Below are 20,585 nucleotides of genomic sequence, written 5' to 3'. Positions count from 1 at the left end.
AACTGAATAATAAGATTTAGGAACGACAGCTTTGATGCTTATGTTGCGACATATATTGTGTTTACTCACATTCTTTATTTTAACTGGATGTAATTTGGCGATGAATACAAGTATAAAACAAGCCCCAATCCAACCTCATACCGCACTTTGGCTCAGTAATACACCAGAAACAAAACGCAATATTGAACAAGGTTTAACTGCATTTTTACCACTTCATGATCCTTTTATGAGTATGGCTTCACGTGTTCATTTAATACGTGAAGCAAATCATACGATCGATTTACAGTACTATATCTGGGAAAATGATGTGATAGGTCAGCATTTATTGTCTGACCTACTCAAAGCAGCTGATCGTAATGTGAAGGTTCGACTGTTAATTGATGATCAAAATGGCACTCAATTAGACTCGACCTTAAGTGCATTGTCTAAACATCCTAATATCGAAATTAAGCTATTTAATCCCTACAAATTTCGCAGCTTTAGAGTTTTGGATTATGTGTTTCGCTTTAATAAAGTCAATCATAGAATGCATAACAAACTGATTATTGCTGACGGAGCGATTGCTGTTACTGGGGGGCGTAATATCAGTAATGAATATTTTGATGCCAGTGACAATTTTCAATTCGCGGATATGGATATTTTATTTGCAGGGCAATCAGTTTCAGCTGCAAACACGGTGTTTCACCAATTTTGGAATGATGAGCTGAGTTATAATATTCAGCAAATAATTCCTCAGTCTCAAAAAGAATTAGCGTATTTAAGATCGTATTATTCAACCAAGCAAAATTTTCAAGGTGCTGAAACTAAAAAACGTATTGATCAAGCAGAACGTTTTTTAGAAGAAAATTTAAAAAAACATCCTATTCGTTGGTCTAAAGCTCATTTTGTTGCAGACAGCCCCAATAAAATCAGAGCGAAAGCTCAATCTCATGAACTGCTGTTTAATCAGTTCAAATCCATTATGGGGAAACCTGCTCAAGAAATAAACTTGGTGTCTGCCTATTTTGTTCCTACTGTTCATGGTGAGTCTTTCCTCAAACAATTGAGTGAGCAGAATGTCAAAGTTCGAGTTTTAACAAACTCATATTTGGCAAATGATGTCTCGATTGTTCATGCATTTTATCAAAAATATCGAACCCCACTCTTAAGGTCAGATGTAAAACTTTACGAGTTTAAACCTTATATTGAACGGTCTGATCGGACTTGGTATGAAATTATGACGGGTAATGTTATTCCTGCGAAAGGAAAAAATGCGTCGCGTCTTCATGCTAAATTTTTTACTGTAGATGATAAAGTTTTTATTGGAACATTCAATTTTGATCCACGTTCAGCGTATTTGAATACTGAACTTGGACTGATCATTGAGTCAGCCGATTTTAAAACAGAGATATCTCAATCTTTAGATGAAAATCTTCCCAAAGTTGCCTATCAACTACATTTGGATGCACATCAAAACTTAAGATGGGAAGAACAACGAGGTGAAGAAAAGTTAATACATGATCATGACCCTGAAACGACTCGTTTTCAGAGATTTATGTTCAAGTCTTTGTCCTATCTCCCAATCGAATGGATGATGTAAATTCTTTGTTGTGACTGGTTTGTACAACCAGGATAAATTGCATTATTATTCACGTTTTATTTTTTGAACCCTTGGTTCTACTCTACTCCCATGCAATTTTTTGATCTTAGTCGACAGTATAATCTGAACGACATACTCACCCCTTTTTTATCACTTGAAGATTTATCTCAGCATGAATGGTATTTAGCTAAAATTAGTGTTGATTATGATTGCCTTACTGATGAAGACTTAGTTGAAGGTTCTATCACGTTAAAATCTAACCATAATGTTCAAATTGATTTGGCTTGGTTAATTTTAGACAATGGTCATGAGTTACAAGTTTTTTTCAAAGGCATTGAAACCTCTGTCTCAGAACAAACGCTCGTGATTGTGAAGGGTGCCCGCTTAGTTGATGAAGAAGGACAAGAATTATCTGCTCAAGCATTATCTTTATGGATTGATGGTACTCTACTCAATATGCTTCCACATATTCGTAAAGAAATTAAATCACGTTTAAACTTGTGGGATTATGTAGATTATGATGTGTAATAAGCATCTCGATTGACTTTAACAGGTTGTTAAATTAATCCAATTGACTGGAAAAGTTCACGATAGTATTCGGCTTTCTTTTCAAGAGCTAAAGGATAAGCTCTTGAAGAAGATGGCATACGATGAATTCGGATATCTTTGTTATCAAATTGCAGATCCACGACTGTACCCATTTTAACTTTAGTGTGTACAGACGCATTCATTGACTTTAATAAGGTCTCAGTTGCTTTATCACCTGTGGTCATAATATCTCGACAATATGGAATTTTTTTAAGCAATAGAAACATATCTGTCGGTGTAACGATTTCTAGAAATTGATCTGAGGCATTGTCTTTCAAACGCCGTACTTGATAGGCTGTATCAAATATTGCAATGCCCAACTCATTTAGAAAATCTTTCAGCATTTGCTCTTTGAATTGTTTATTTTCACGGTCTAGAAAATAATGAGAGTCTTGAAAAAAGATCAACCCATATATTTTCCACATATCATTTTGAAAATTCGGATAATAAAAATCCATTTTCCATCTTGCTTTCGGCGGAGGAAAACTGCCAAGCATGAGCAATTTGGCTTGTTGAGGTACAAATGGCTCAAGTGGATGTGTTTCGATATCACTCATATCAAATTTCGGTCTAACTTTTCGATCTACAGTGATTTTGAATAATCGAACTAATTTTTTTTGCCCAAAGCTGATAGATTTCTTTACTTGGATGAAATCCATCCTCAGCCATCTTCAAATTGAGTTGTTTATACTCATCCAAATCATATTTAACCAATTCAAATTTTGGTTGTGGTTCAATCCAATTTTCCAATTCAACATTCATTTGATGAGCATATTTTCCAAACAACCAAGCTAAAGGATTTGGTAATGCAGGAAACTCATTCATCGGTGGAACTCCAGTCGCGATAATGAGCTTGGGTGAAAATTTCTCAGCGATCAGTGAATATAATTGTTCTTGTAGGCAGATCCATTTTTGTGGTGAGATGAGCTGTGTTACATCATTGACCCCTATCGAAGTTACTACAATATCAAACTGATCGTTATTAATAGCCTGTATAGTTCGAATTACATCTGAAGTACGATTTCCAGTTTTTGCAATTAATGACCAGCGAATTTGAAAATGATCTCTTAGTTCTTGTAACAATGTTCCGCTTAGCGCATCTTCTTGAAATTGCACACCCACACCAGCAGCAGCTGAATCACCTAAAATTAAAATTGATATTTGAGGGCCATTACCAACCAAACCATTTCTTTCCCCCAAAGCTTCTGCTAAACGAGGTGTATTTTTCTTGACTTGGTAACCTTGCACAAGTAAAGCTGGAATGAGTGCGATTGTCGCTAATTTAAGAAACATGTATTTGATTTTAGGTTTTGATATTTCCTATTTTAAACGATTTTTTGATATTTTCATTGCTATTTATTATTGAAAATAATTATCATTTACAATGATTAATTCAAAGCTAAAATCCATGAATCATCCTATCAAATTTTTTTCTATATTGATGTTAATGAGTACCGCAGTAAGTGCTGATCTTTCTGTAAATCATTCATTACAAGTCAGCACTCAACCTTATGCCCCTGCATGTGAAGATATGGATGCCAAAAGTAAGGTGCTTCAGCAAATCCAAAACAAAATTCAGATGCATCCTGAGCAAAAAAATCATCTCCTCGATCAATTTTGGTCGGAAATTCGTAAAAATCAAACCCCAATAATTGAAGATTTTAATGAAACACACCAACGTGTCATTTATTTATATCGTGGTGCAAAACACAATGTGCGATTAATCGGTGGTCCGAGTAATGATCATGAGTGGTTAACTCGACTTAAAGGTACTGATATTTGGTTTAAAGAAAGTATTGTTGATTCAAGATTTATCGGAAGTTATAGTTTTGCTGTGGATTCACCGAATATCGATGGATATTTATCAAATTACTGCCCACATTTAAACCCAAATTTAAAAGAATCTCGAGATCAGCGTCGATCTATTTTAAAGGTACAACAACTCGACCCTTTCAATCCTCATAAGTGGTTTGATTCTAAAAATATTGCCTTAAAAACGAATACCACGCTGAGGAATGAAAATATCGCAAAACTCAGTCGAGCGCCCAATTTTATTGATCCAACTCAAATGGCTGAAAAAAGTGAAAAACAATTAACTTATTCCGTGTTGAAAAGTAAAGTTTTGGGAAATGATCGTCTTATCCAGATTTATGCGACTCCACCTCAAGTCGGAAAATCATATATCACACTGATTTTTTTTGATGGTGAGCAATATGCGCATTTAGTTAAATTTCCCCAGATATTAGATCAGTTGGTTCAACAACAGCAACTCCCACCTATACAGGCTGTTTTTGTTGGACATCCTAATGATCAATTACGTGCTAAAGAACTTAGCCCCAATCCAGAATACACACAGTTTTTTCAAGAAGAATTATTGCCTTGGATGAGTCAACATTTGCCCTACCAACGTGATCACAACAAAACAGTCTTATTGGGTTCAAGTTTAGGTGGTCTGAGTTCTGCTTATTTGGCGTTAAAAACATCCAATGATATTAGTCACGTCGTGCCACTTTCTGGTTCATTTTGGTGGAAATCTGATCCAAACGATACAATCAATGGTATGAGTAAACTGATCAGAGCTTCAACATTAGACAATATAAAGAAACTCAATTGGTATATTTCAGCCAATAGCTATGAATATTCGAGACAAAATAATAGCTTAAGCATTCTAGAAACCTCTCCGATTGTCGCTCAGGATTTAATCGATCAGGGACACAATGTTCACTATCAAGAATATATAGGCGGACATTCATATGCCGTTTGGCAAATCGTCATACAAGATGCTTTGAAATATTTCTTTAAAAATAAATCCCACTAAATGTGGGATTTATAAGACGTTCTTTTAACTCAGCTTATTGACGAGCTGAAGCGGTAAAACCTTCATTGCAAAACCCAATGGCAACCATGGCCACTTTGGTACATATGCTTTGACTGGTTGCTTTTCGATTGCTTCAGCTAATAGTCGTGATCCTGTGGCTTGATCGACCTCAAAAGGTAATTTTCCAGCACCTTCATTAATTTCAGTTCGAATGTAACCAGGATAAATCGTTGAAACTTTAATTGGTGTTCCAAGAAGTTCAGCTCGAATCCCTTCGGCTAAATGCGCAATTCCCGCTTTACTGGCAGCATAAGCTGTAAGATGTTTTGGCATACCACGCAAAGCACTCATCGACGAAATTACAACTAAATGTCCTGAATTTTGAGATCTAAAAATTTCGACCGCTGCTTCACATTGTGCCATCGCAGAAATAAAATTAGTTTCAACTGTTGCTTTATTAATCGCAAAATTACCTTTACCGATACGACGTCCTTCGCCCACACCAGCATTGACTATCACTCGATCGATAGTGCCTAGCTCATCTTTAAACTCTTTAAATACACGGAAGACTTGCTCATCATCCGTGACATCCAATACCTTCGCACTTACTTTTACCTGATAGCGTTGTTCTATTTCGTCTTTTAAAGCATACAACCTTTCTAAACGACGTGCACAGATCGCTAGGTTATATCCTTTTTTTGCAAACTCTTGTGCCATCCCAGCACCGATACCTGAGCTTGCCCCTGTAATTAATATAGTTTTGTTCATTCCATTTTCTCTCTATGGCATATAGCCTTGATCAAATCCAAGTGAGCAAATCACGATCTTGTTCTTTTAAATAATGATGTTCATTTAAACTGAGTAATTGTGGTTCTGTACCAACCAATCTTAAGGTGGTAAAACTGGTATTAGTGATTGCCCAGTTCAATGCAAAAGTTTTGTCTGAACTTAAACCAAGTAAATGCCCTGCAACAACAGATATAACACCACCAGACGTATAAACTACGGCATAGCGAGGTTTTTCCTTTTCAAGTTGTACACATAGTTTGTTCAAGCCTTGAAGTACTCTTTGCTGAAATTGAGGCCAGCTTTCGTCATAATCATGATGATGATCCCCCTTGGTCCAACGTTGAATTGCACCTTCAAAAATTTTTCCTAAATAGGCACGTGGATCTACCGCTTGACTAACATCTTTTTTAAGTAATGCAGGATCTGCAAAACGTGGTTCATATTTTGCAAACACTTGTTGATGATTGAATTCGTTCCAATGTGGATCGATATCAATCTGACTGTCAGGAAAACACTCTTTCAAAGAGATATCCGCCGTCTGCTGATGACGTTTCATCGAGCCAGCTAATACATAGGGCTGCTCTTGTATTAACTTTTGAAAATATTGTCCCAACACACGTGCTTGAACTTCACCTTTCTGAGAAAGCTGATCATAACTTTCAGCACCAAATGAAGCTTGACCATGTCTGACCAAATATATTGTCGTCATCTTGGCAGAATATCCTGTAATTTTGCGAGATAAGTTTTTGCAATTTCATTCGCTTCAAGCTTTTGTATACCTATGAGTTTTAAAGCACGAATATGTAATGCATGAATCACAATCCAAAAATCCTTAAATGCAGGATTATCCGTTTGTTTATGGTAATAACGATAATAAATTTGTTGTGCTATGACCGCTAATCTAAAGATCCCAAATACTTCATAGAACGTCCAGTTAGATGGCTTTAGTCCTGTTTTTTCTAGGTAATAATCCACAACTTCTTTACGTGTAAACATACCTTTAAGATGTGTAGGTTGTCGACGTGTCGATTTAAAGATCATATTGTCGTTTTCTTCAACCCAATATGCTAAGGCTGATCCTAAATCCATAAGTGGATCACCAATTGTCGCCATTTCCCAATCCAACACCCCGATGACCTCAGTAGGCTGTTGAGGATTCAAAATGACATTATCAAAACGCCAATCGTTGTGAATAATACAGTTGGTTGAATCCTCAGGAATATTGTCTTTAAGCCAATTTCGTACAAACTTAAAGGTCGGTACATTGATGGTATGGGCTTTTTCGTAGCGACTGTCCCAACCTTCGACCTGACGACGGCAGTAACCTTCACCTTTTCCAATTTGTTCAAGTGCTGTTCCTTGATAAGGAACTTGGCGCAATTCAATCAATTTGTCTAAAACATTTATACAAAGCTGATGTACATCAAATTCAGTGAGTTTTAGTTCTGGTGGAAGCTTTGCCCTTGGTATAATTCCCTCGATTCGCTGCATCACATAAAAATCGCATCCGAGTACAGATTTATCCTGACACAATGCCAACATATTGGGCACGACTGGATATAGATCTTTTAAAGCTTTCTGAACATTATGTTCTCGAACCATATCATGAGCAGATTTGGCTTTGGTTCCTGCGGGTGGTCTTCTTAATATCAGATCTGCATTGCTATATTTTAGCCGGTATGTCCAGTTTGAAGCTCCACCAGAATATTGTGTAACTTCTACAGGCTCAATCACTTCCACACCATTTTGATTTAACCAGTTTGTGACTGAAACGATATCGAGCTCTTCACCACGTCTGACTTGCCCTGCTGTATCTATAACTGACATATTTCTTCCTTAAATCGAGTGCTCATCTTATTGATAAGGACGAGTTGAAAAACCACGTTTCGCAATTTCCAATTTTGCAATCATGCCTTTATGCACCTCATCTGGCCCATCTGCCAAACGTAATGCACGTGCTTGTGCAAAAAAACCTGTCAATGGCGTATCTCTAGACAGACCAGCACCGCCGTGAATTTGCATTGCCATATCGACAACTTTTTCCAAAACACTAGGTGCAACGACTTTAATTGCAGAGATTTCAGTGAGTGCAGCCATATTGCCCAGTTTATCCATTTTATATGCCGCATATAAGGTCAAAAGACGTGCTTGATCGATGGCAACACGCGCTTCCGCGACTCTTTCCAAATTACCACCAAGTTTCAAAATTTCCTTGCCGAATGCTTTTCTTTGCATTCCACGATCAATCATTAATTCCAATGATTTCTCAGCAGCCCCGATACAACGCATGCAATGATGAATACGTCCTGGACCAAGTCGCCCCTGTGCAATCTCAAACCCTTGACCTGCTCCACCAATAAAATGAGTGACTGGAACACGAACATTATTAAAGGTTACTTCTCCATGACCGTGTGGCGCATCATAATCACCAAATACAGGTAACATTCTTTCAATTTTCACGCCCTCAGTTTCAACTGGAACTAAAACCATTGAATGTTGTTGATGTCGACCTTTATTTGCGTCTGGTGTATGTGCCATAAATATAATGAGTTTTGCATTAGGATCGCCTAAGCCTGACGACCACCATTTGCGTCCATTTAAAACAATTTCGTCTCCCTCAATTACAGCAGTGGCTTGCATATTCGTTGCATCTGAAGAAGCAACTTCTGGTTCAGTCATGCAAAATACGGATCGAATTTTTCCGTCTAAAAGAGGTTTTAACCATTGCTCTTTTTGTTGTGCTGAGCCATAACGCCAAATTAACTCCATATTACCGCTATCTGGCGCATTACAATTGAAAACTGTAGGAGCCAATAAATTACGGCCAGTTAACTCAGCAATGTGTGCATATTCTTGAACTGTTAAACCTTGACCAAATTCTGGGTCTGGTAAAAAAAGATTCCACAGATTTTGTGATTTAGCTTTTTGTTTGAGTACTTCAAGTTCTGCTGGCCACATCCATGATGTCCAATCATCACTTGGATTTAATTGATGAACTTTATGCCAAAATTCTTGTTCTATAGGCTCTATTTCGTCTTGAATAAAGCGTTGTGCTAAATCGTAAAAGTGTTTAGCTTTTTCCGTTAATTCAAACATTAATCCCTCAAACTATATTCTCGTCACGCTTTACATCAACATAGCTTGAAATCTACTATGAATAAAATGATTTATTTAAATATTACTTTATGAATAGAATTCATCAGGAATCTGTGGATCTGAGCGCTTTTTCACACATTGATATCAATCTATATCCATTATTTATTGCGATATACGAACATCAAAGTATCAGCAAAGCCGCAAATATGATGTGTATTACACAATCTGCAGCCAGTCATGCTTTACAGCGATTAAGATTACAATTGAAAGATGATCTTTTTATCCGAAGTGGTATAAAGATGGTTGCGACACCTTTTTCACATCAAATTTATCCACGAATAAAAGAAACATTAATCGCAATTCAGCATATCTCGACTCATCATATATCTTTTGACCCATTGACGATTCAATCTATCCGTATAGCAATTCATGATGAAATTGAGCCTTTAATTTTTCCGCAGTTAATTCGTCATTTTCGTGATTTAGGACTAGCGACACGGTTTCAAAGTATCAAATTAGATCGAACTAATTGGGCAAAAGATTTATTGTCACAGCAACTTGATTTAGTGGTTGATCTTCAACAGAAAGTTGATGAGAAAATTTATTTTAACCCTTTAGTGAATGATCGCTTTGTGATATGTGGTTTGACAACCATCGAAAATTTAGAACAATACAAACATGCCCAACATATTGGTGTTTCATCAAGGCATTCTGGTGTGCTTATTGAAGATTTACATTTTAAAAAGTTGAATATTCAACGTGATATTTTTTTACGCTGTCAACATTACTCAACAGCACTACAAATTTTGAAGGAATATCCTGATACATTGCTAACCTTACCTTTTAGTATTTTAAAAAATTTGAAATTACCTCAAGATTTAAAAATTTCTGAACTCCCTGTTGAATTTCCTTTAATGAAAATGGGAATTTATTGGAATTCACAATTAGCATCACATCAAAAGTACGAGTATTTAATTTCAGAAATTAATAAAATTTTTGCTTAGGCTATTTGTGGCGGTGATAGATGATAAAACTTAGGCTATTTACTTGAAAATCTGTGTAAACACCATCTGTTCAATATTAAATCAAACACTCACTTCGAGTTGATTTATCATATTAAGGCTTGTTTTCTCTTGTGTTTTCTATGTTTGATCAACTCCCTGCATCATGGCTTATTGGGCTAGGTGCGATTTTATGCTTATTACTTCTTATCATTTTTAGACAAGTAAGAATTTATCTTCTTCAAGTATTTAAACCTTTTAAAAAAGGAAAAACTTATTGGTGCCGTGTTACAGCGGTGAGTGATGGTGACACCCTCTCCTGCCACCGTTTAAATTTAAGACGTTCTAAAACTAAATTACGCTTTGCTTTTGTAGATGCGCCTGAATCTAATCAAAGTTACGGGCTTGAATCCCAACGCTTAGTTAAGAAAATGGTTCAAGGTAAAATTGTTCGTGTAAAAATCACGGATATTGATCGTTATGGACGTTGCGTGGGTGTGGTCTACCGTTATCGCAAGAATATGAATGAAGAATTAGTGAAGCGTGGTGGTGCGTGGGTTTACGAAGAATACATACGTGATCCAAAGCAATTAAAATATATGATCTCGCTACAAGATAGTGCAAAACGCAATAAACGAGGTCTCTGGCGCGGGACCCGTCCTATTCGACCAAGTACTTTTAGAAAACAAAAAAACTAATATTTTCAGTACCCTGATTATCAATAAGTGCATTACGCTTGATTCATCTAATAATTGAGCGTAAATTCAAGCCAACAAACTAGTTAGCTTGGTTAACTATATGCAAAACTCTCCCAAATTCCGTGTCGTATTGCTGCGAAGTGCGCGACTCTTTAGTGACCGTTTAAATGATATCTTGGCTCAATACCAACTGAACTATTCAATGTGGCAGTTGATTTATCATATCTATGATCATGACTCCATCACTTCAATTGATTTGGCTCGTGAACTCAATGTTTCTAAACCATCAATTGCAAAACGCATTAATACTTTACATAAATTAGATGTTATTCAGTTTTTAGAATCATCTGATAAACGCCAAAAATTAATTCAATTAACTGAAAAAGGTCGAGATCTTTATCAAATTTGTACAATTCAGATTGATCAATTTGAACAACAGTTTTTGAATCAAATAAATCCTGAAGACATCGCTCAAAGTGCTGAGACACTTCAACTGTTTTTGTCTATTTTAGAGCGTGATAAAAGTTTAAATATCGTGGAGGAGTTATGAGTATTTCCTCAAATCAAGTTGATCAGCCTCTTTGGACACGTAATTTTATTTTGGTCAGTTTAATTAACTTTCAATTGGTACTGACTTTTTATCTTCTCGTCATTGTCATTGTGGGATTTTCGATAGCAGAACTTGGAGCGACGACGGCGCAGGCTGGTTTAGTATCAGGACTTTTTATTGTGGGTACACTGATTGGTCGTTTATTGGTTGCTAAATTCCTCGTTAAATTCGGTTCTAAAGTCACCATGTTGGTCGGACTCACTGGATTTCTCATATTTTCAGGCTTTTATTTTCTTCATTTAGAGGTTGGAACTTTATTAATCGTTCGATTCTTTCATGGCTTTATGATGGGGGTTGCCTCCACCGTATTTGGCACAATTATCGCTCAAATTATTCCAGCAACTCGTCGTGGTGAAGGTATAGGTTACTACAGTATGAGTAGTACTTTAGGAACTGCTATTGGACCATTTTTGGCAATCTGGCTAATGCTTCATGTCAGTTACAACATTATTTTTGCCCTATCTTCAATCCTTGCAGTTTTATGTTTAATTACAGCATTATTTATTCAAGTTCCTCAATTGCATCAGGTTTCTTTTATACCTGATCAGATTCATACTCAAAACAGTTTTCTATCTCAATATATTGAAAAGAGCGCCTTACCCATTGCTCTGATCATGTTGGTAAGCTCCCTCTTTTACTCTGGTGTTCTATCGTTTATTAATTTTTATGCCAAAGAAATTGATCTGGTTGAAGCAGCATCATTTTTCTTTCTCATTTATGCGTTGACGATTCTGCTCTCTCGTCCTATTACGGGACCACTGATGGATAAGAAAGGCGAAAATATAATTATGTATCCGGCCTTTCTCATTATGGCACTTGCATTCTTCTTGTTGAGCCAAGCTAACAGTTCGGGCCTTTTGTTGATTTGCGCAGGATTATTAGGTTTAGGCTACGGTAATATCCAGTCAATTTGCCAAACGATTGCAGTGAAAAGTACTAGTTTGGAACGAATGGGATTTGCAACCTCAACTTATTTTATCTTTTTAGATGCAGGTTTGGGATTCGGTCCTTATTTCTTAGGTTCAGCTTTAGACTTGATCAGTTACCAACAACTCTATTTATATAGTGCTATTGGTACTTTATTTTGCATTGTCTTATATTATGTATTACATGGGAAAAACGTTCGAAATATGAATATTGCTTAGGCTATTTATGGGTTTAAAAAAAGCACTCCAATGAGTGCTTTTCCATATTTTATTTAAACACTTTAAAACGTGTGGCGTCGTCAATATAGCCTTTATCGAAAGCTTCACTTTCCTTAGATCCAAATACCAATTGTGCGCGTAGTTTCCACGAAGCTGGTACAGCCCATTCAGTTTGGACTTGATCATCTACAATCGGATTATAATGTTGAAGGTTTGCACCTAAACCTTCTGTATGCAAAGCTGTCCAAACCGCAAACTGTGCCATTGCTGTTGAATGTTCCGCCCAAATTGGAAAGTTTTCCGCATAAGATGGATATTTATCTTGTAAGTCAGTGATCGTATCCATTTCTTCGAAAAATAATACAGTGCCTACGCCTGCAGCAAAGCTATCCATTTTTGCAGAAGTTTTTGCAGCACTCGCCTCGTCCTTTGCATATGACTTTAGCTTCTCTTTCACAAAGCCCCAAAATTTTTCATGTTCAGCGTTAAATAAAATTACAGCGCGCGAAGATTGAGAGTTAAAAGATGATGGGCTTTGTTTAATCGCATTCTGAATAAGATCTGTTAAGTACTCAGGAGATTGTTCAACTGCTTTTCCTAAAGCATAAATCGTACGGCGTTTTTGAATTAAATCTAAAAATTGATTCGACATTTTTTGAAATCCTTTGGTATTTCCTCGGGGAAATACGATACCCTGACTTTCAATTCATTAGAAATACTTAACCAAAGATTAAATATTCAACAAATCAAATATGTTGTAGTGTTACATTAAGCATTTATCAGACCAACATCTATCCATTTTGAACCCTAATTCGAAGATTTGATTTTATTCGTATTTTTTTTACCCAATAGTAAAAAGCCCTCCATGATAGAGGGCTTGTCTTCGCATATGTAAGCTTAAAATTTAGCTTCAAGAACCTGAGCCGATACTTGGTTTTTCCATAGGGAGCGTAAGGTTGGCAAATAGAATTTTTCACCTAACTCCACTAATTCAGCATCAATCGCCGTATGAACTTCATGCATGAACAAATAGTCTAAATCTACCATACTGAGCTTAGGTTGTTCTTTAGAAAACTTTGCTCTTTTTTGTTGACCAGTTTTTACTAGCTGATCTGCAAATTCACGATTTTTGAATTGTGTAATGGCATTCAGACGCAATTCAATAACACCCCAACCTGTCAGTAGGAGTTTGAACGTTTCAAAATCTTTTGTTGTTGATTCCCACGTCATGTCTTCTATATTTTCATCTTTAGGCAGAATAGGAAGTAGTAATTCCATGATACTTGGGAAGATTTTTTTAAAGTTAAGAATAAATTTAACAGGATGTTCACCTGGATAATCTTGAAATTGAACATTTTTTTGAACATCTGTTAAATATATATCGAGCATTGAAAATTTCCGTAGATTGGCTATAAGGTCGCCCAGAAGACTGAGACCAGAAAGCAATTAATATGTATACATATTTTAACTAATGTTCTGTGTTTATCAATTCTGATTATATAAATTTTAATTGAACATGAAAATTTAAAGAAATATTAAATACAAAAACTCTATCAATATTTCATAAATTGCCAAATTTAACGGCATCTTCAGTTAATACTTTAACTTGCATTAATATTAAAATTAAATTGAAGAGGTTAAATAAATTTTTAATATTCTTCAATTTCATATATTTACAAGAGTGACTGACGAAAATGACTAAATTATTATTAACTACAATTGCCGTAATGTTCCCTATTGCTACTTTTGCAGCACCAACCGTAACTTTTCAAGGTGAAGTTACTTCTCAAACTTGCAAATCCTCAATTAATGGACAAACAAATTCAACCGTTTTATTACCCACGGTACCTACTTCAGAATTAGCTGCAGCTGGTAATACGACTGGAATCACTCCCTTCACTATCGAGGTATCTGACTGTCAAGTAGACACGGCGGATGTTGATATTACGACTAAGTTTTTAGGTCACAACGTAACCTCTACAGGTAATTTAGGCAATATTGCTACTGCTGATCCAGCGGAAAACGTTTCTATTCAATTAACTACAGATGCTGCTGGTAAAACACCTGTTGTTCTTAACGGTGTAACCGCTGTGCCAGGTTTAACATTAACAGCTGGAGAAACATCAGCAAGCCATCAATTCGGCGCTCAATATTATGCTGAAGATGCTGTAACCGCTGGTGCTGTAACCGCTGTAACTGAGTACACCCTTAGCTACAACTAATTTTAAAAAGCAATAACACGACTTAATTTCTTGTTCTGCTATTGAATCGTACTTCTCAGTAGCAGGACTTTCTTTCCTTTAAAAAGAGAGTTCCGTTTTGAAGACAGCAATCAAATCCAAAAATTTATTATTGGCAGCGATATGCATTTTCCATTCAGCTTCACATGCAGCTGTGGTTATGACGGGTAAACGAATCATCTATCCTTCTAATCAAAATGAAAAAACCATTCAACTACAAAATAAAGATCTAACACCCAATATTGTTCAAGTTTGGCTAGATAGCGGATTTGAAGACTCAACTCCAGATCATGCTGAAGCACCGTTTATAGCGAATCCCCAAATATTTAAAATTCAACCAAATCAAGGTCAAATGGTTCGACTAGTTTTTACGGGTGAAAAAAATGAATTACCCAAAGACCGAGAAACGCTTTACTACCTAAACTTTTCAGAAATTCCTGCAACCACAAATGATTCAGTAAACAAGAATAAACTCATGGTGGTGTTCAAGAATCGAGTCAAAGTATTTTATCGACCAGAGAAACTTAAATTTGAATCTCATAAAATTTACGAACATATTCATTATGAACTCATTAACAGTCCAACGCTCCCTAAAGTTAAACTCACGAACAACAGCCCTTATTATGCCAATATCGCTCAAGTTCTATTAAATCGAGCGTCTCGAAATACTCAAATTTCTAAAAACAGTATGATCGAACCATACAGTAGCCTCGACATACCGTTATCTCCACGTGACGCGAAAATTCAGAATTTCAAGATTCATCTTAATCTCATCAATGATTACGGGATTATTGTATCCAATGAAATTCGACCGAAAGTGGAGTAATGCGACCATGCAATCCTTCCCTTTTGTCTATTCAAATTCTAGTTCGAACATTTTACTAGGCTTGTTAACCCTTATTACAAGTGCAAGCTTTGCGTACGATATACCAACTCGATCAGAAATAGGAAATAAACCAATCGCAAACGCTCCCAATAACAACGGTGAGTTAAATGCCAATTTGAAAAAACATGAAAATGTAGAAAACTACATCTTTGATCCTGCCTTTTTTCAAGGTTCTAAATTAAACCAAAAAGCTTTGATCCGTCTTAGTAAAGGTAATGAAATTAGTGCAGGGATCTATAAGGTTGATATTTACATCAACAATAAATTTATTGAAAATACTAATATTCGCTTTAAAGAAATCAGTGATAATGAAGTTGAACCGTGCTTCGAACTTGAGCAATTAGAGCGTGCGGGTGTTATTTCCCAGTTTAAGAGTGATAAAGAAACGCAAATTTCTGCATGTGAACAATTAACCCATTATGTAACAACAAGCTCAACAAAATTTAATCAAGCCCAATTAAGATTAGACCTCAGCATTCCGCAAAGTTTGATTAAAACCCTGCCTCGAGGCTATGTTCTTCCATCCCAATTAGATGATGGCGCTTCCATTGGTTTTGTGAATTATTACGCAAACTATTATCACAATAGCTATGCGGGTTATGGACAATCCCATCAACAAAACTCTGCTTATCTATCATTGAATGGTGGGATGAATTTTGGAAAATGGCAATATCGTCAACAGTCAAGTTTCACTAGTCAACAAGATAAAAACCAATGGCACAATATTCGAAGTTACATAAAACGACCGATTACCACACTGCAAAGTGAATTTTCAGCTGGACAGTTGAGCTCAACAGGACGTTTCTTTTCTGGTCTAAGTTTTAATGGAATGAATTTGAGTTCAGACGAAAGAATGCTCCCTGACTCCGTCCGTGGCTATGCACCTGTTGTACAAGGTACAGCTCAAACTACCGCTAAAGTTTCCATTCTGCAAAATGGTCGAGAAATTTATCAAACCACCGTAGCGCCAGGCCCATTCAAAATATCAGACCTCTATCCAACCAGTTACAATGGTGATTTAGAAGTAGAAGTACTTGAAGCAGATGGAACTCGTCAGACATTTAGAGTGCCATTTTCTGCTGTTCCTGAATCTATCAGAAAAGGGGCATTTAGATACAACTTAGACATAGGCCGTACCCGTGATATCGGTGAAGATACAAACTTTAGCAACATCACAACTCAATATGGATTAAGCAACGCACTTACCCTCAATAACGGTTTTCGTCTTGCTGAAGGATATCAATCTGCCTTAGTTGGTGGTGCTTTCACGACATATTTAGGTGCTTTCGGTATAGAAACCACTTACTCACGTGCAAAACTATTGAATGAAGATTATTTACAGGGTTGGATGTTTGGAGCCAATTACAGTAAAACATTCCAAAATACCAATACGACTATTGCACTTGCAGGATATCGATTTTCAACTGAGGGTTATCGAGATTTAACAGATGTCATTGCACTTCGAAAATCAATCAAAGATGGTTCAACATTTAATTCGAATACTTACCAAGAACAATCTCGGGCAACTATTCTACTCAATCAGTTATTAGGTGATTATGGCACCATTTATTTATCTGGTTCAGCTTCAAGATATCGAGATGACAAGCCAAATGATTACCAACTCCAACTGGGCTATGGTAAAACTTTAAGCAATGGAATCAACCTCAACCTATCTGTATCACGTCAAAAATCGATTTATCAGAACTCTTATAATGCCCAGCACGTTCTGGATAGAGCATACCCATATGATCAAAAAAATCAAACTACGGTAGGCTTATCGATTAGTTTTCCTTTGGATAAAAACAATTTAGCAAAAAATCTAAATTTAAATTATAACCACAGCGATCAGCAGAATACTTACCAAGCCACAATTGATGGAAATATCGAACGGATCGATAACTTAGACTATACCCTTGGAGTTCAATACGATGATTTTTCTGAAGTTACATTATGGAATGCAAGTTTAAATAAACGCTTCAATGCTGCCAATACCTCTTTCAACATTTCTAAGGGGAATGACTACTGGCAAAGTTCAGCCAATATTCAAGGCGCTTTAGCTGTCCACCCTGGCGGGATTACATTTGGTCCTTTCCTCAGTGATACCTTTGCCCTTATTGAGGCTAAAGGCGCATACGGTGCGAGTGTATTAAATGCTCACGGCACTAAAATTGATAAAAAAGGTTTCGCACTTGTGCCCGCGCTTACACCCTATCGATATAACAGCATTGCCATTAATCCTGAGGGTATGTCTTCTCAAACAGAAATCGATGCAGGTAATACCAAAGTTGCACCGTATGCGGGCTCAACGATAAAGATCAATTTTAAGACTAAACAAGGTCATGCTGTCCTGATCCAAAGCAAACTCAGCTCTGGAGGTACTATCCCACTAGGCTCAGATGTATTAAATGAGAAGAAAGAAAATATTGGTATGACTGGTCAAAATGGGCAAATTTATTTTAGAACTGAGCAACCCGCTGGAAACGTGCAAATCAGATGGGGAGAACATTATGATGAAAGGTGTTCAATCCATTACAACATTCCTGACACTGAAAAAGACAAACATATCATTCGTTTGAATGAAGTCTGCAACGTAGAGAACTAAACGATGAAATATATGATTCAAATTTTAGTACTTTTAGTGACTTTAACTGCGGTTACTACCTCCTATGCACGTTGTGTACGTAGTTATCTCGGTATGAGTGCAACTGATTCAAATGCAACACCTTTAGATTTTGGAAAACTAAACTTGACCTCGGCTTATTTGCAACCTGTAGGGAGTGTATTAGGTCATACGGTCGTTCCACCAACACACCGAGGTATTCCACTCTCCACCGTTTTATGGACATGCGATGAAGCTGATTTGCCCCATATTTATTTTTTAGTTGCCACCAATGGTGATGAACCCTTCGGTGGACATGTAGAAACAGGTGCCAGTGATGGCTTGAGTGGTGTTTACGCAACATGGTGGCAATACATTGGATTGAAACAGAGTATGGCAGGTGTCACGCTTTCCAGATATTGGCAGAAAATTAACATTGAAAACTACCAAAAAGCAGATGGTAAAATTCAAATTCGATTGATGGATATTCCTCCTCTCGAAGCGACTTTATACAAAATAAGTAGCCTCCCATCATTTACAAGAGGGACGCTGTGCAACCGAAATATGATTGTGAGTGGCTCATACAAAAGTGGAAAATTATCTACAATAGGAACTGCAAGTTGTAATCAGCCTAGTGCATATATTCAATTAGCAGGTAACAATAATGTCAATATAGTTCCACACCATGATCAAATCGGTGAAGATTCTAATATTAATTTTGCATTCTGGGGAGCCAATAATGGCTTTGCTTATGGATTAAACACTTCCACAAACTCCAACCTCTCACAAGTTCAAACATGCGTTGCTCGAACAGCAACACCTACGGTTTTATTTCAGGCTATTCCTGCGCAGCAAATTAACAATGGTTCGACCGCTGAAGCTAATTTTAATGTCGAAGTTGAATGCAGTAATGCTGCGAAATCAGGTGTTGCCACAGACCACACAGCAATCGGTTTTCAACCCTCTAATGCAGCATATGTAAATGCTCAAAAGTTAGGTTTAATCAACTCAAATGGCTCAGTTCAATATTTAGTTTCAGATCAATATCAACAATCTACTTATGCTAAGGGCGTAGGAATTCAACTCGAAAATTCAACGACAGGAACAAAGATGCATTTTCTCAATCAATATGCAATTTCTGGAGGTGGACAAAGTGCAGGCTGGTATCCAGTATTAGAAGGTGACCCGAGCCCCATCGGTTCTAATCAATCTGGATATCGAAGTTACGTACAGCAATATAAAGCGATTCTTAAGAAGATTCCTTACCTGGATGTAAAACCAGGGAAAGTTAAAGCAACAGCTACTGTTGTGGTGAAAATTCAATGAAAATTCGACTTATAATCATAACACTATTTTTGAGTAATCTACTGACAATATTGTGTCATGCTGGGGTACTAGCGTCATCTACTAGGATCATCTTTGAGGAAAAAACAACTGAAAAAAGCTTGATGCTGGTGAATACCAATGCTTACCCTGTTCTGACCCAGATCTGGGTAGACGATGGGGCATCGGGTCCTGACTATGATACACCTTATCTTATTTTACCTGCTGTATTTAAACTTCAACCAAATGAAATTAGAGGTATTCGTATTATTTATAATGGTCAAAAATTAGCAAAAGATCACGAGTCGCTACATTGGCTTAATATATATGAAATCCCTGCTACTTCTAGTCAGATAGAAAATAATAATTACATAAATTTAGCAATGAATACCCAGATGAAACTATTTTATCGTCCTGATTTTTTAAAAAATTACAATATTGATAAAATTATTTCAAAATTAGAATTTAAAATTATAGAAAATAGTTCAATAATGGAAATTATAAATCCAACCCCTTACTTTATCAGCTTATCAAACATTGAGCTAATTAATATAAATAAAAAAAATAATTATCAATCTAAACACAATTTAATTAAACCGTTATCTAAAATTGAATTACCAATAATTGACTCTAACATTAAAAAAATAGAATTCCGTGTAATTGATGAAGAAGGGCTAATAAAAAGTTATAGAAAGATTCTATAAAAACTAAAGTTAATTGATCATCCCTTATTACCTTCTTTCCATTGCATAGGAGTTTGACCTGTCAAACTTTTGAAAATTCGGTTAAAAGAAGTCTGATCTTTATATCCAAGCTTAGTAGAGATATCTGAAATACTTAAATCACTAGATTCCAAATATTTCTTAGCCACATTTAAACGCACATTTCTGAGTATATTCTGAAAGCACAAATTCCTTGCTTGTAATTCAATTTGAAGCAGTCTTGGAGACATATTTAAATAATCAGCAACAATATTTATTCTTGGATCATTTTTATTAATAGCTTTAAGTGTTGCGTAATTAACCAAATCTATAAAATCTTTATTTATAGGATATAAGTTTAACATTAGATCAGCCTGTTTCTTTAAAATTTCAAATAATACAGGATCTTTTCGCAGAGGTATATTAGATCTCTTTCATAAATCAAAAAACGATCTATTTCTTGCTGATTATTTGTACCGAAGAATTTTAAATATTCATGCATAATCTGCGGA

21 protein-coding genes are annotated in these 20,585 nt (G+C 36.2%); 12 read left to right on the top strand and 9 right to left on the bottom strand.

The window, feature by feature from the left end; translation table 11 throughout:
• Positions 1-100 precede the first annotated feature (100 nt).
• Positions 101-1,579 carry a phospholipase D family protein gene (locus AC1M9P_RS13215; protein ID WP_481587910.1) on the top strand — a complete coding sequence of 493 codons (1,479 nt, stop codon included), beginning with the start codon at positions 101-103 and terminating at the stop codon, positions 1,577-1,579.
• Positions 1,580-1,669: 90 nt separating this feature from the next.
• On the top strand, positions 1,670-2,107 hold the full coding sequence (locus tag AC1M9P_RS13210) for a hypothetical protein (RefSeq protein WP_481587909.1): 438 nt from the start codon (positions 1,670-1,672) through the stop codon (positions 2,105-2,107).
• Between the two features lie 29 nt (positions 2,108-2,136).
• Here the strand turns inward: AC1M9P_RS13210 and AC1M9P_RS13205 are convergent, their stop codons facing one another.
• Entirely contained in the window at positions 2,137-2,724 is a 588-nt protein-coding gene (locus tag AC1M9P_RS13205) for a uracil-DNA glycosylase family protein (protein ID WP_481587908.1), read from the bottom strand.
• Between the two features lie 13 nt (positions 2,725-2,737).
• Positions 2,738-3,460 carry an SGNH/GDSL hydrolase family protein gene (locus tag AC1M9P_RS13200; RefSeq protein WP_481587907.1) on the bottom strand — a complete coding sequence of 241 codons (723 nt, stop codon included), beginning with the start codon at positions 3,458-3,460 and terminating at the stop codon, positions 2,738-2,740.
• A gap of 154 nt (positions 3,461-3,614) precedes the next feature.
• On the opposite strand from AC1M9P_RS13200, the gene AC1M9P_RS13195 reads away from it, so the two are divergent.
• Entirely contained in the window at positions 3,615-4,985 is a 1,371-nt protein-coding gene (locus AC1M9P_RS13195; protein ID WP_481587906.1) for an alpha/beta hydrolase-fold protein, read from the top strand.
• Positions 4,986-5,009: 24 nt separating this feature from the next.
• On the opposite strand, the gene AC1M9P_RS13190 is transcribed toward AC1M9P_RS13195, so the two are convergent.
• The 4 genes from AC1M9P_RS13190 to AC1M9P_RS13175 are packed head-to-tail and all read right to left on the bottom strand — an operon-like array spanning position 5,010 to position 8,870.
• On the bottom strand, positions 5,010-5,753 hold the full coding sequence (locus AC1M9P_RS13190; protein WP_179997992.1) for an SDR family oxidoreductase: 744 nt from the start codon (positions 5,751-5,753) through the stop codon (positions 5,010-5,012).
• 31 nt (positions 5,754-5,784) lie between these two features.
• Entirely contained in the window at positions 5,785-6,483 is a 699-nt protein-coding gene (locus AC1M9P_RS13185; RefSeq protein ID WP_481587905.1) for a histidine phosphatase family protein, read from the bottom strand.
• Positions 6,480-7,601, bottom strand: a complete 1,122-nt coding sequence (locus AC1M9P_RS13180) for a phosphotransferase family protein (RefSeq protein WP_481587904.1) — start codon at positions 7,599-7,601, stop codon at positions 6,480-6,482. The genes AC1M9P_RS13185 and AC1M9P_RS13180 overlap by 4 nt, the downstream gene beginning before the upstream one ends.
• Positions 7,602-7,628: 27 nt before the next feature.
• A complete protein-coding gene (locus AC1M9P_RS13175; RefSeq protein ID WP_481587903.1) occupies positions 7,629-8,870 on the bottom strand; it encodes an acyl-CoA dehydrogenase family protein in 1,242 nt (413 codons plus the stop codon).
• Positions 8,871-8,959: 89 nt separating this feature from the next.
• Between AC1M9P_RS13175 and AC1M9P_RS13170 the strand changes: the two genes are divergently transcribed.
• The 4 genes from AC1M9P_RS13170 to AC1M9P_RS13155 all read left to right on the top strand — a co-directional run bounded on the left by AC1M9P_RS13170 (position 8,960) and on the right by AC1M9P_RS13155 (position 12,324).
• Positions 8,960-9,874, top strand: coding sequence for a LysR family transcriptional regulator (locus AC1M9P_RS13170; RefSeq protein ID WP_481587902.1), 915 nt, complete (start codon positions 8,960-8,962; stop codon positions 9,872-9,874).
• 140 nt (positions 9,875-10,014) lie between these two features.
• Positions 10,015-10,569: a thermonuclease family protein gene (locus AC1M9P_RS13165; protein WP_481587901.1), complete on the top strand. Its 555-nt coding sequence runs from the start codon at positions 10,015-10,017 to the stop codon at positions 10,567-10,569.
• A 100-nt stretch (positions 10,570-10,669) separates the two neighbouring features.
• The gene (locus AC1M9P_RS13160; protein WP_481587900.1) at positions 10,670-11,119 is read left to right on the top strand and encodes a MarR family winged helix-turn-helix transcriptional regulator; all 450 of its coding nucleotides are present in this window, start codon (positions 10,670-10,672) and stop codon (positions 11,117-11,119) included.
• On the top strand, positions 11,116-12,324 hold the full coding sequence (locus AC1M9P_RS13155; RefSeq protein WP_481587899.1) for an MFS transporter: 1,209 nt from the start codon (positions 11,116-11,118) through the stop codon (positions 12,322-12,324). The genes AC1M9P_RS13160 and AC1M9P_RS13155 overlap by 4 nt, the downstream gene beginning before the upstream one ends.
• Positions 12,325-12,373: 49 nt before the next feature.
• Here AC1M9P_RS13155 and AC1M9P_RS13150 read toward each other — a convergent pair whose 3' ends face one another.
• Together AC1M9P_RS13150 and AC1M9P_RS13145 are read right to left on the bottom strand one after the other, a co-directional pair.
• Positions 12,374-12,976: a nitroreductase family protein gene (locus AC1M9P_RS13150; RefSeq protein ID WP_481587898.1), complete on the bottom strand. Its 603-nt coding sequence runs from the start codon at positions 12,974-12,976 to the stop codon at positions 12,374-12,376.
• A 245-nt stretch (positions 12,977-13,221) separates the two neighbouring features.
• Complete coding sequence (locus tag AC1M9P_RS13145) at positions 13,222-13,713, bottom strand: hypothetical protein (protein WP_481587897.1); 492 nt, start codon at positions 13,711-13,713, stop codon at positions 13,222-13,224.
• 305 nt (positions 13,714-14,018) lie between these two features.
• Between AC1M9P_RS13145 and AC1M9P_RS13140 the strand changes: the two genes are divergently transcribed.
• The 5 genes from AC1M9P_RS13140 (at position 14,019) to AC1M9P_RS13120 (ending at position 20,076) form a co-directional block, all read left to right on the top strand.
• Positions 14,019-14,546, top strand: a complete 528-nt coding sequence (locus tag AC1M9P_RS13140; RefSeq protein ID WP_481587896.1) for a fimbrial protein — start codon at positions 14,019-14,021, stop codon at positions 14,544-14,546.
• 178 nt (positions 14,547-14,724) lie between these two features.
• Complete coding sequence (locus tag AC1M9P_RS13135) at positions 14,725-15,390, top strand: fimbrial biogenesis chaperone (protein WP_481587895.1); 666 nt, start codon at positions 14,725-14,727, stop codon at positions 15,388-15,390.
• Positions 15,365-18,052, top strand: a complete 2,688-nt coding sequence (locus AC1M9P_RS13130; RefSeq protein ID WP_481587894.1) for a fimbria/pilus outer membrane usher protein — start codon at positions 15,365-15,367, stop codon at positions 18,050-18,052. The genes AC1M9P_RS13135 and AC1M9P_RS13130 overlap by 26 nt, the downstream gene beginning before the upstream one ends.
• A 3-nt stretch (positions 18,053-18,055) precedes the next feature.
• Positions 18,056-19,375, top strand: coding sequence for a fimbrial protein (locus AC1M9P_RS13125; protein WP_481587893.1), 1,320 nt, complete (start codon positions 18,056-18,058; stop codon positions 19,373-19,375).
• Positions 19,372-20,076 carry a fimbrial biogenesis chaperone gene (locus AC1M9P_RS13120; RefSeq protein ID WP_481587892.1) on the top strand — a complete coding sequence of 235 codons (705 nt, stop codon included), beginning with the start codon at positions 19,372-19,374 and terminating at the stop codon, positions 20,074-20,076. Before AC1M9P_RS13125 ends, AC1M9P_RS13120 begins: the two co-directional genes overlap by 4 nt.
• A 17-nt stretch (positions 20,077-20,093) precedes the next feature.
• Here AC1M9P_RS13120 and AC1M9P_RS13115 read toward each other — a convergent pair whose 3' ends face one another.
• Positions 20,094-20,438 carry a helix-turn-helix transcriptional regulator gene (locus AC1M9P_RS13115; protein WP_481587891.1) on the bottom strand — a complete coding sequence of 115 codons (345 nt, stop codon included), beginning with the start codon at positions 20,436-20,438 and terminating at the stop codon, positions 20,094-20,096.
• Between the last annotated feature and the right edge of the window lie 147 nt (positions 20,439-20,585).

It is taken from the genome of Acinetobacter sp. 25-47-122, assembly GCF_056779695.1.
The sequence above is the reverse complement of the archived record's forward strand: the minus strand, read 5'-3'. Positions and strand labels throughout refer to the sequence as shown.

Coding starts and splice junctions, on each gene's coding strand:
- AC1M9P_RS13215 (WP_481587910.1), top strand. CDS start 101: ATGAATACAAGTATAAAACAAGCCCCAATCCAACCTCATACCGCACTT.
- AC1M9P_RS13210 (WP_481587909.1), top strand. CDS start 1,670: ATGCAATTTTTTGATCTTAGTCGACAGTATAATCTGAACGACATACTC.
- AC1M9P_RS13205 (WP_481587908.1), bottom strand. CDS start 2,724: ATGAGTGATATCGAAACACATCCACTTGAGCCATTTGTACCTCAACAA.
- AC1M9P_RS13200 (WP_481587907.1), bottom strand. CDS start 3,460: ATGTTTCTTAAATTAGCGACAATCGCACTCATTCCAGCTTTACTTGTG.
- AC1M9P_RS13195 (WP_481587906.1), top strand. CDS start 3,615: ATGAGTACCGCAGTAAGTGCTGATCTTTCTGTAAATCATTCATTACAA.
- AC1M9P_RS13190 (WP_179997992.1), bottom strand. CDS start 5,753: ATGAACAAAACTATATTAATTACAGGGGCAAGCTCAGGTATCGGTGCT.
- AC1M9P_RS13185 (WP_481587905.1), bottom strand. CDS start 6,483: ATGACGACAATATATTTGGTCAGACATGGTCAAGCTTCATTTGGTGCT.
- AC1M9P_RS13180 (WP_481587904.1), bottom strand. CDS start 7,601: ATGTCAGTTATAGATACAGCAGGGCAAGTCAGACGTGGTGAAGAGCTC.
- AC1M9P_RS13175 (WP_481587903.1), bottom strand. CDS start 8,870: ATGTTTGAATTAACGGAAAAAGCTAAACACTTTTACGATTTAGCACAA.
- AC1M9P_RS13170 (WP_481587902.1), top strand. CDS start 8,960: ATGAATAGAATTCATCAGGAATCTGTGGATCTGAGCGCTTTTTCACAC.
- AC1M9P_RS13165 (WP_481587901.1), top strand. CDS start 10,015: ATGTTTGATCAACTCCCTGCATCATGGCTTATTGGGCTAGGTGCGATT.
- AC1M9P_RS13160 (WP_481587900.1), top strand. CDS start 10,670: ATGCAAAACTCTCCCAAATTCCGTGTCGTATTGCTGCGAAGTGCGCGA.
- AC1M9P_RS13155 (WP_481587899.1), top strand. CDS start 11,116: ATGAGTATTTCCTCAAATCAAGTTGATCAGCCTCTTTGGACACGTAAT.
- AC1M9P_RS13150 (WP_481587898.1), bottom strand. CDS start 12,976: ATGTCGAATCAATTTTTAGATTTAATTCAAAAACGCCGTACGATTTAT.
- AC1M9P_RS13145 (WP_481587897.1), bottom strand. CDS start 13,713: ATGCTCGATATATATTTAACAGATGTTCAAAAAAATGTTCAATTTCAA.
- AC1M9P_RS13140 (WP_481587896.1), top strand. CDS start 14,019: ATGACTAAATTATTATTAACTACAATTGCCGTAATGTTCCCTATTGCT.
- AC1M9P_RS13135 (WP_481587895.1), top strand. CDS start 14,725: ATGACGGGTAAACGAATCATCTATCCTTCTAATCAAAATGAAAAAACC.
- AC1M9P_RS13130 (WP_481587894.1), top strand. CDS start 15,365: ATGAAATTCGACCGAAAGTGGAGTAATGCGACCATGCAATCCTTCCCT.
- AC1M9P_RS13125 (WP_481587893.1), top strand. CDS start 18,056: ATGAAATATATGATTCAAATTTTAGTACTTTTAGTGACTTTAACTGCG.
- AC1M9P_RS13120 (WP_481587892.1), top strand. CDS start 19,372: ATGAAAATTCGACTTATAATCATAACACTATTTTTGAGTAATCTACTG.
- AC1M9P_RS13115 (WP_481587891.1), bottom strand. CDS start 20,438: ATGTTAAACTTATATCCTATAAATAAAGATTTTATAGATTTGGTTAAT.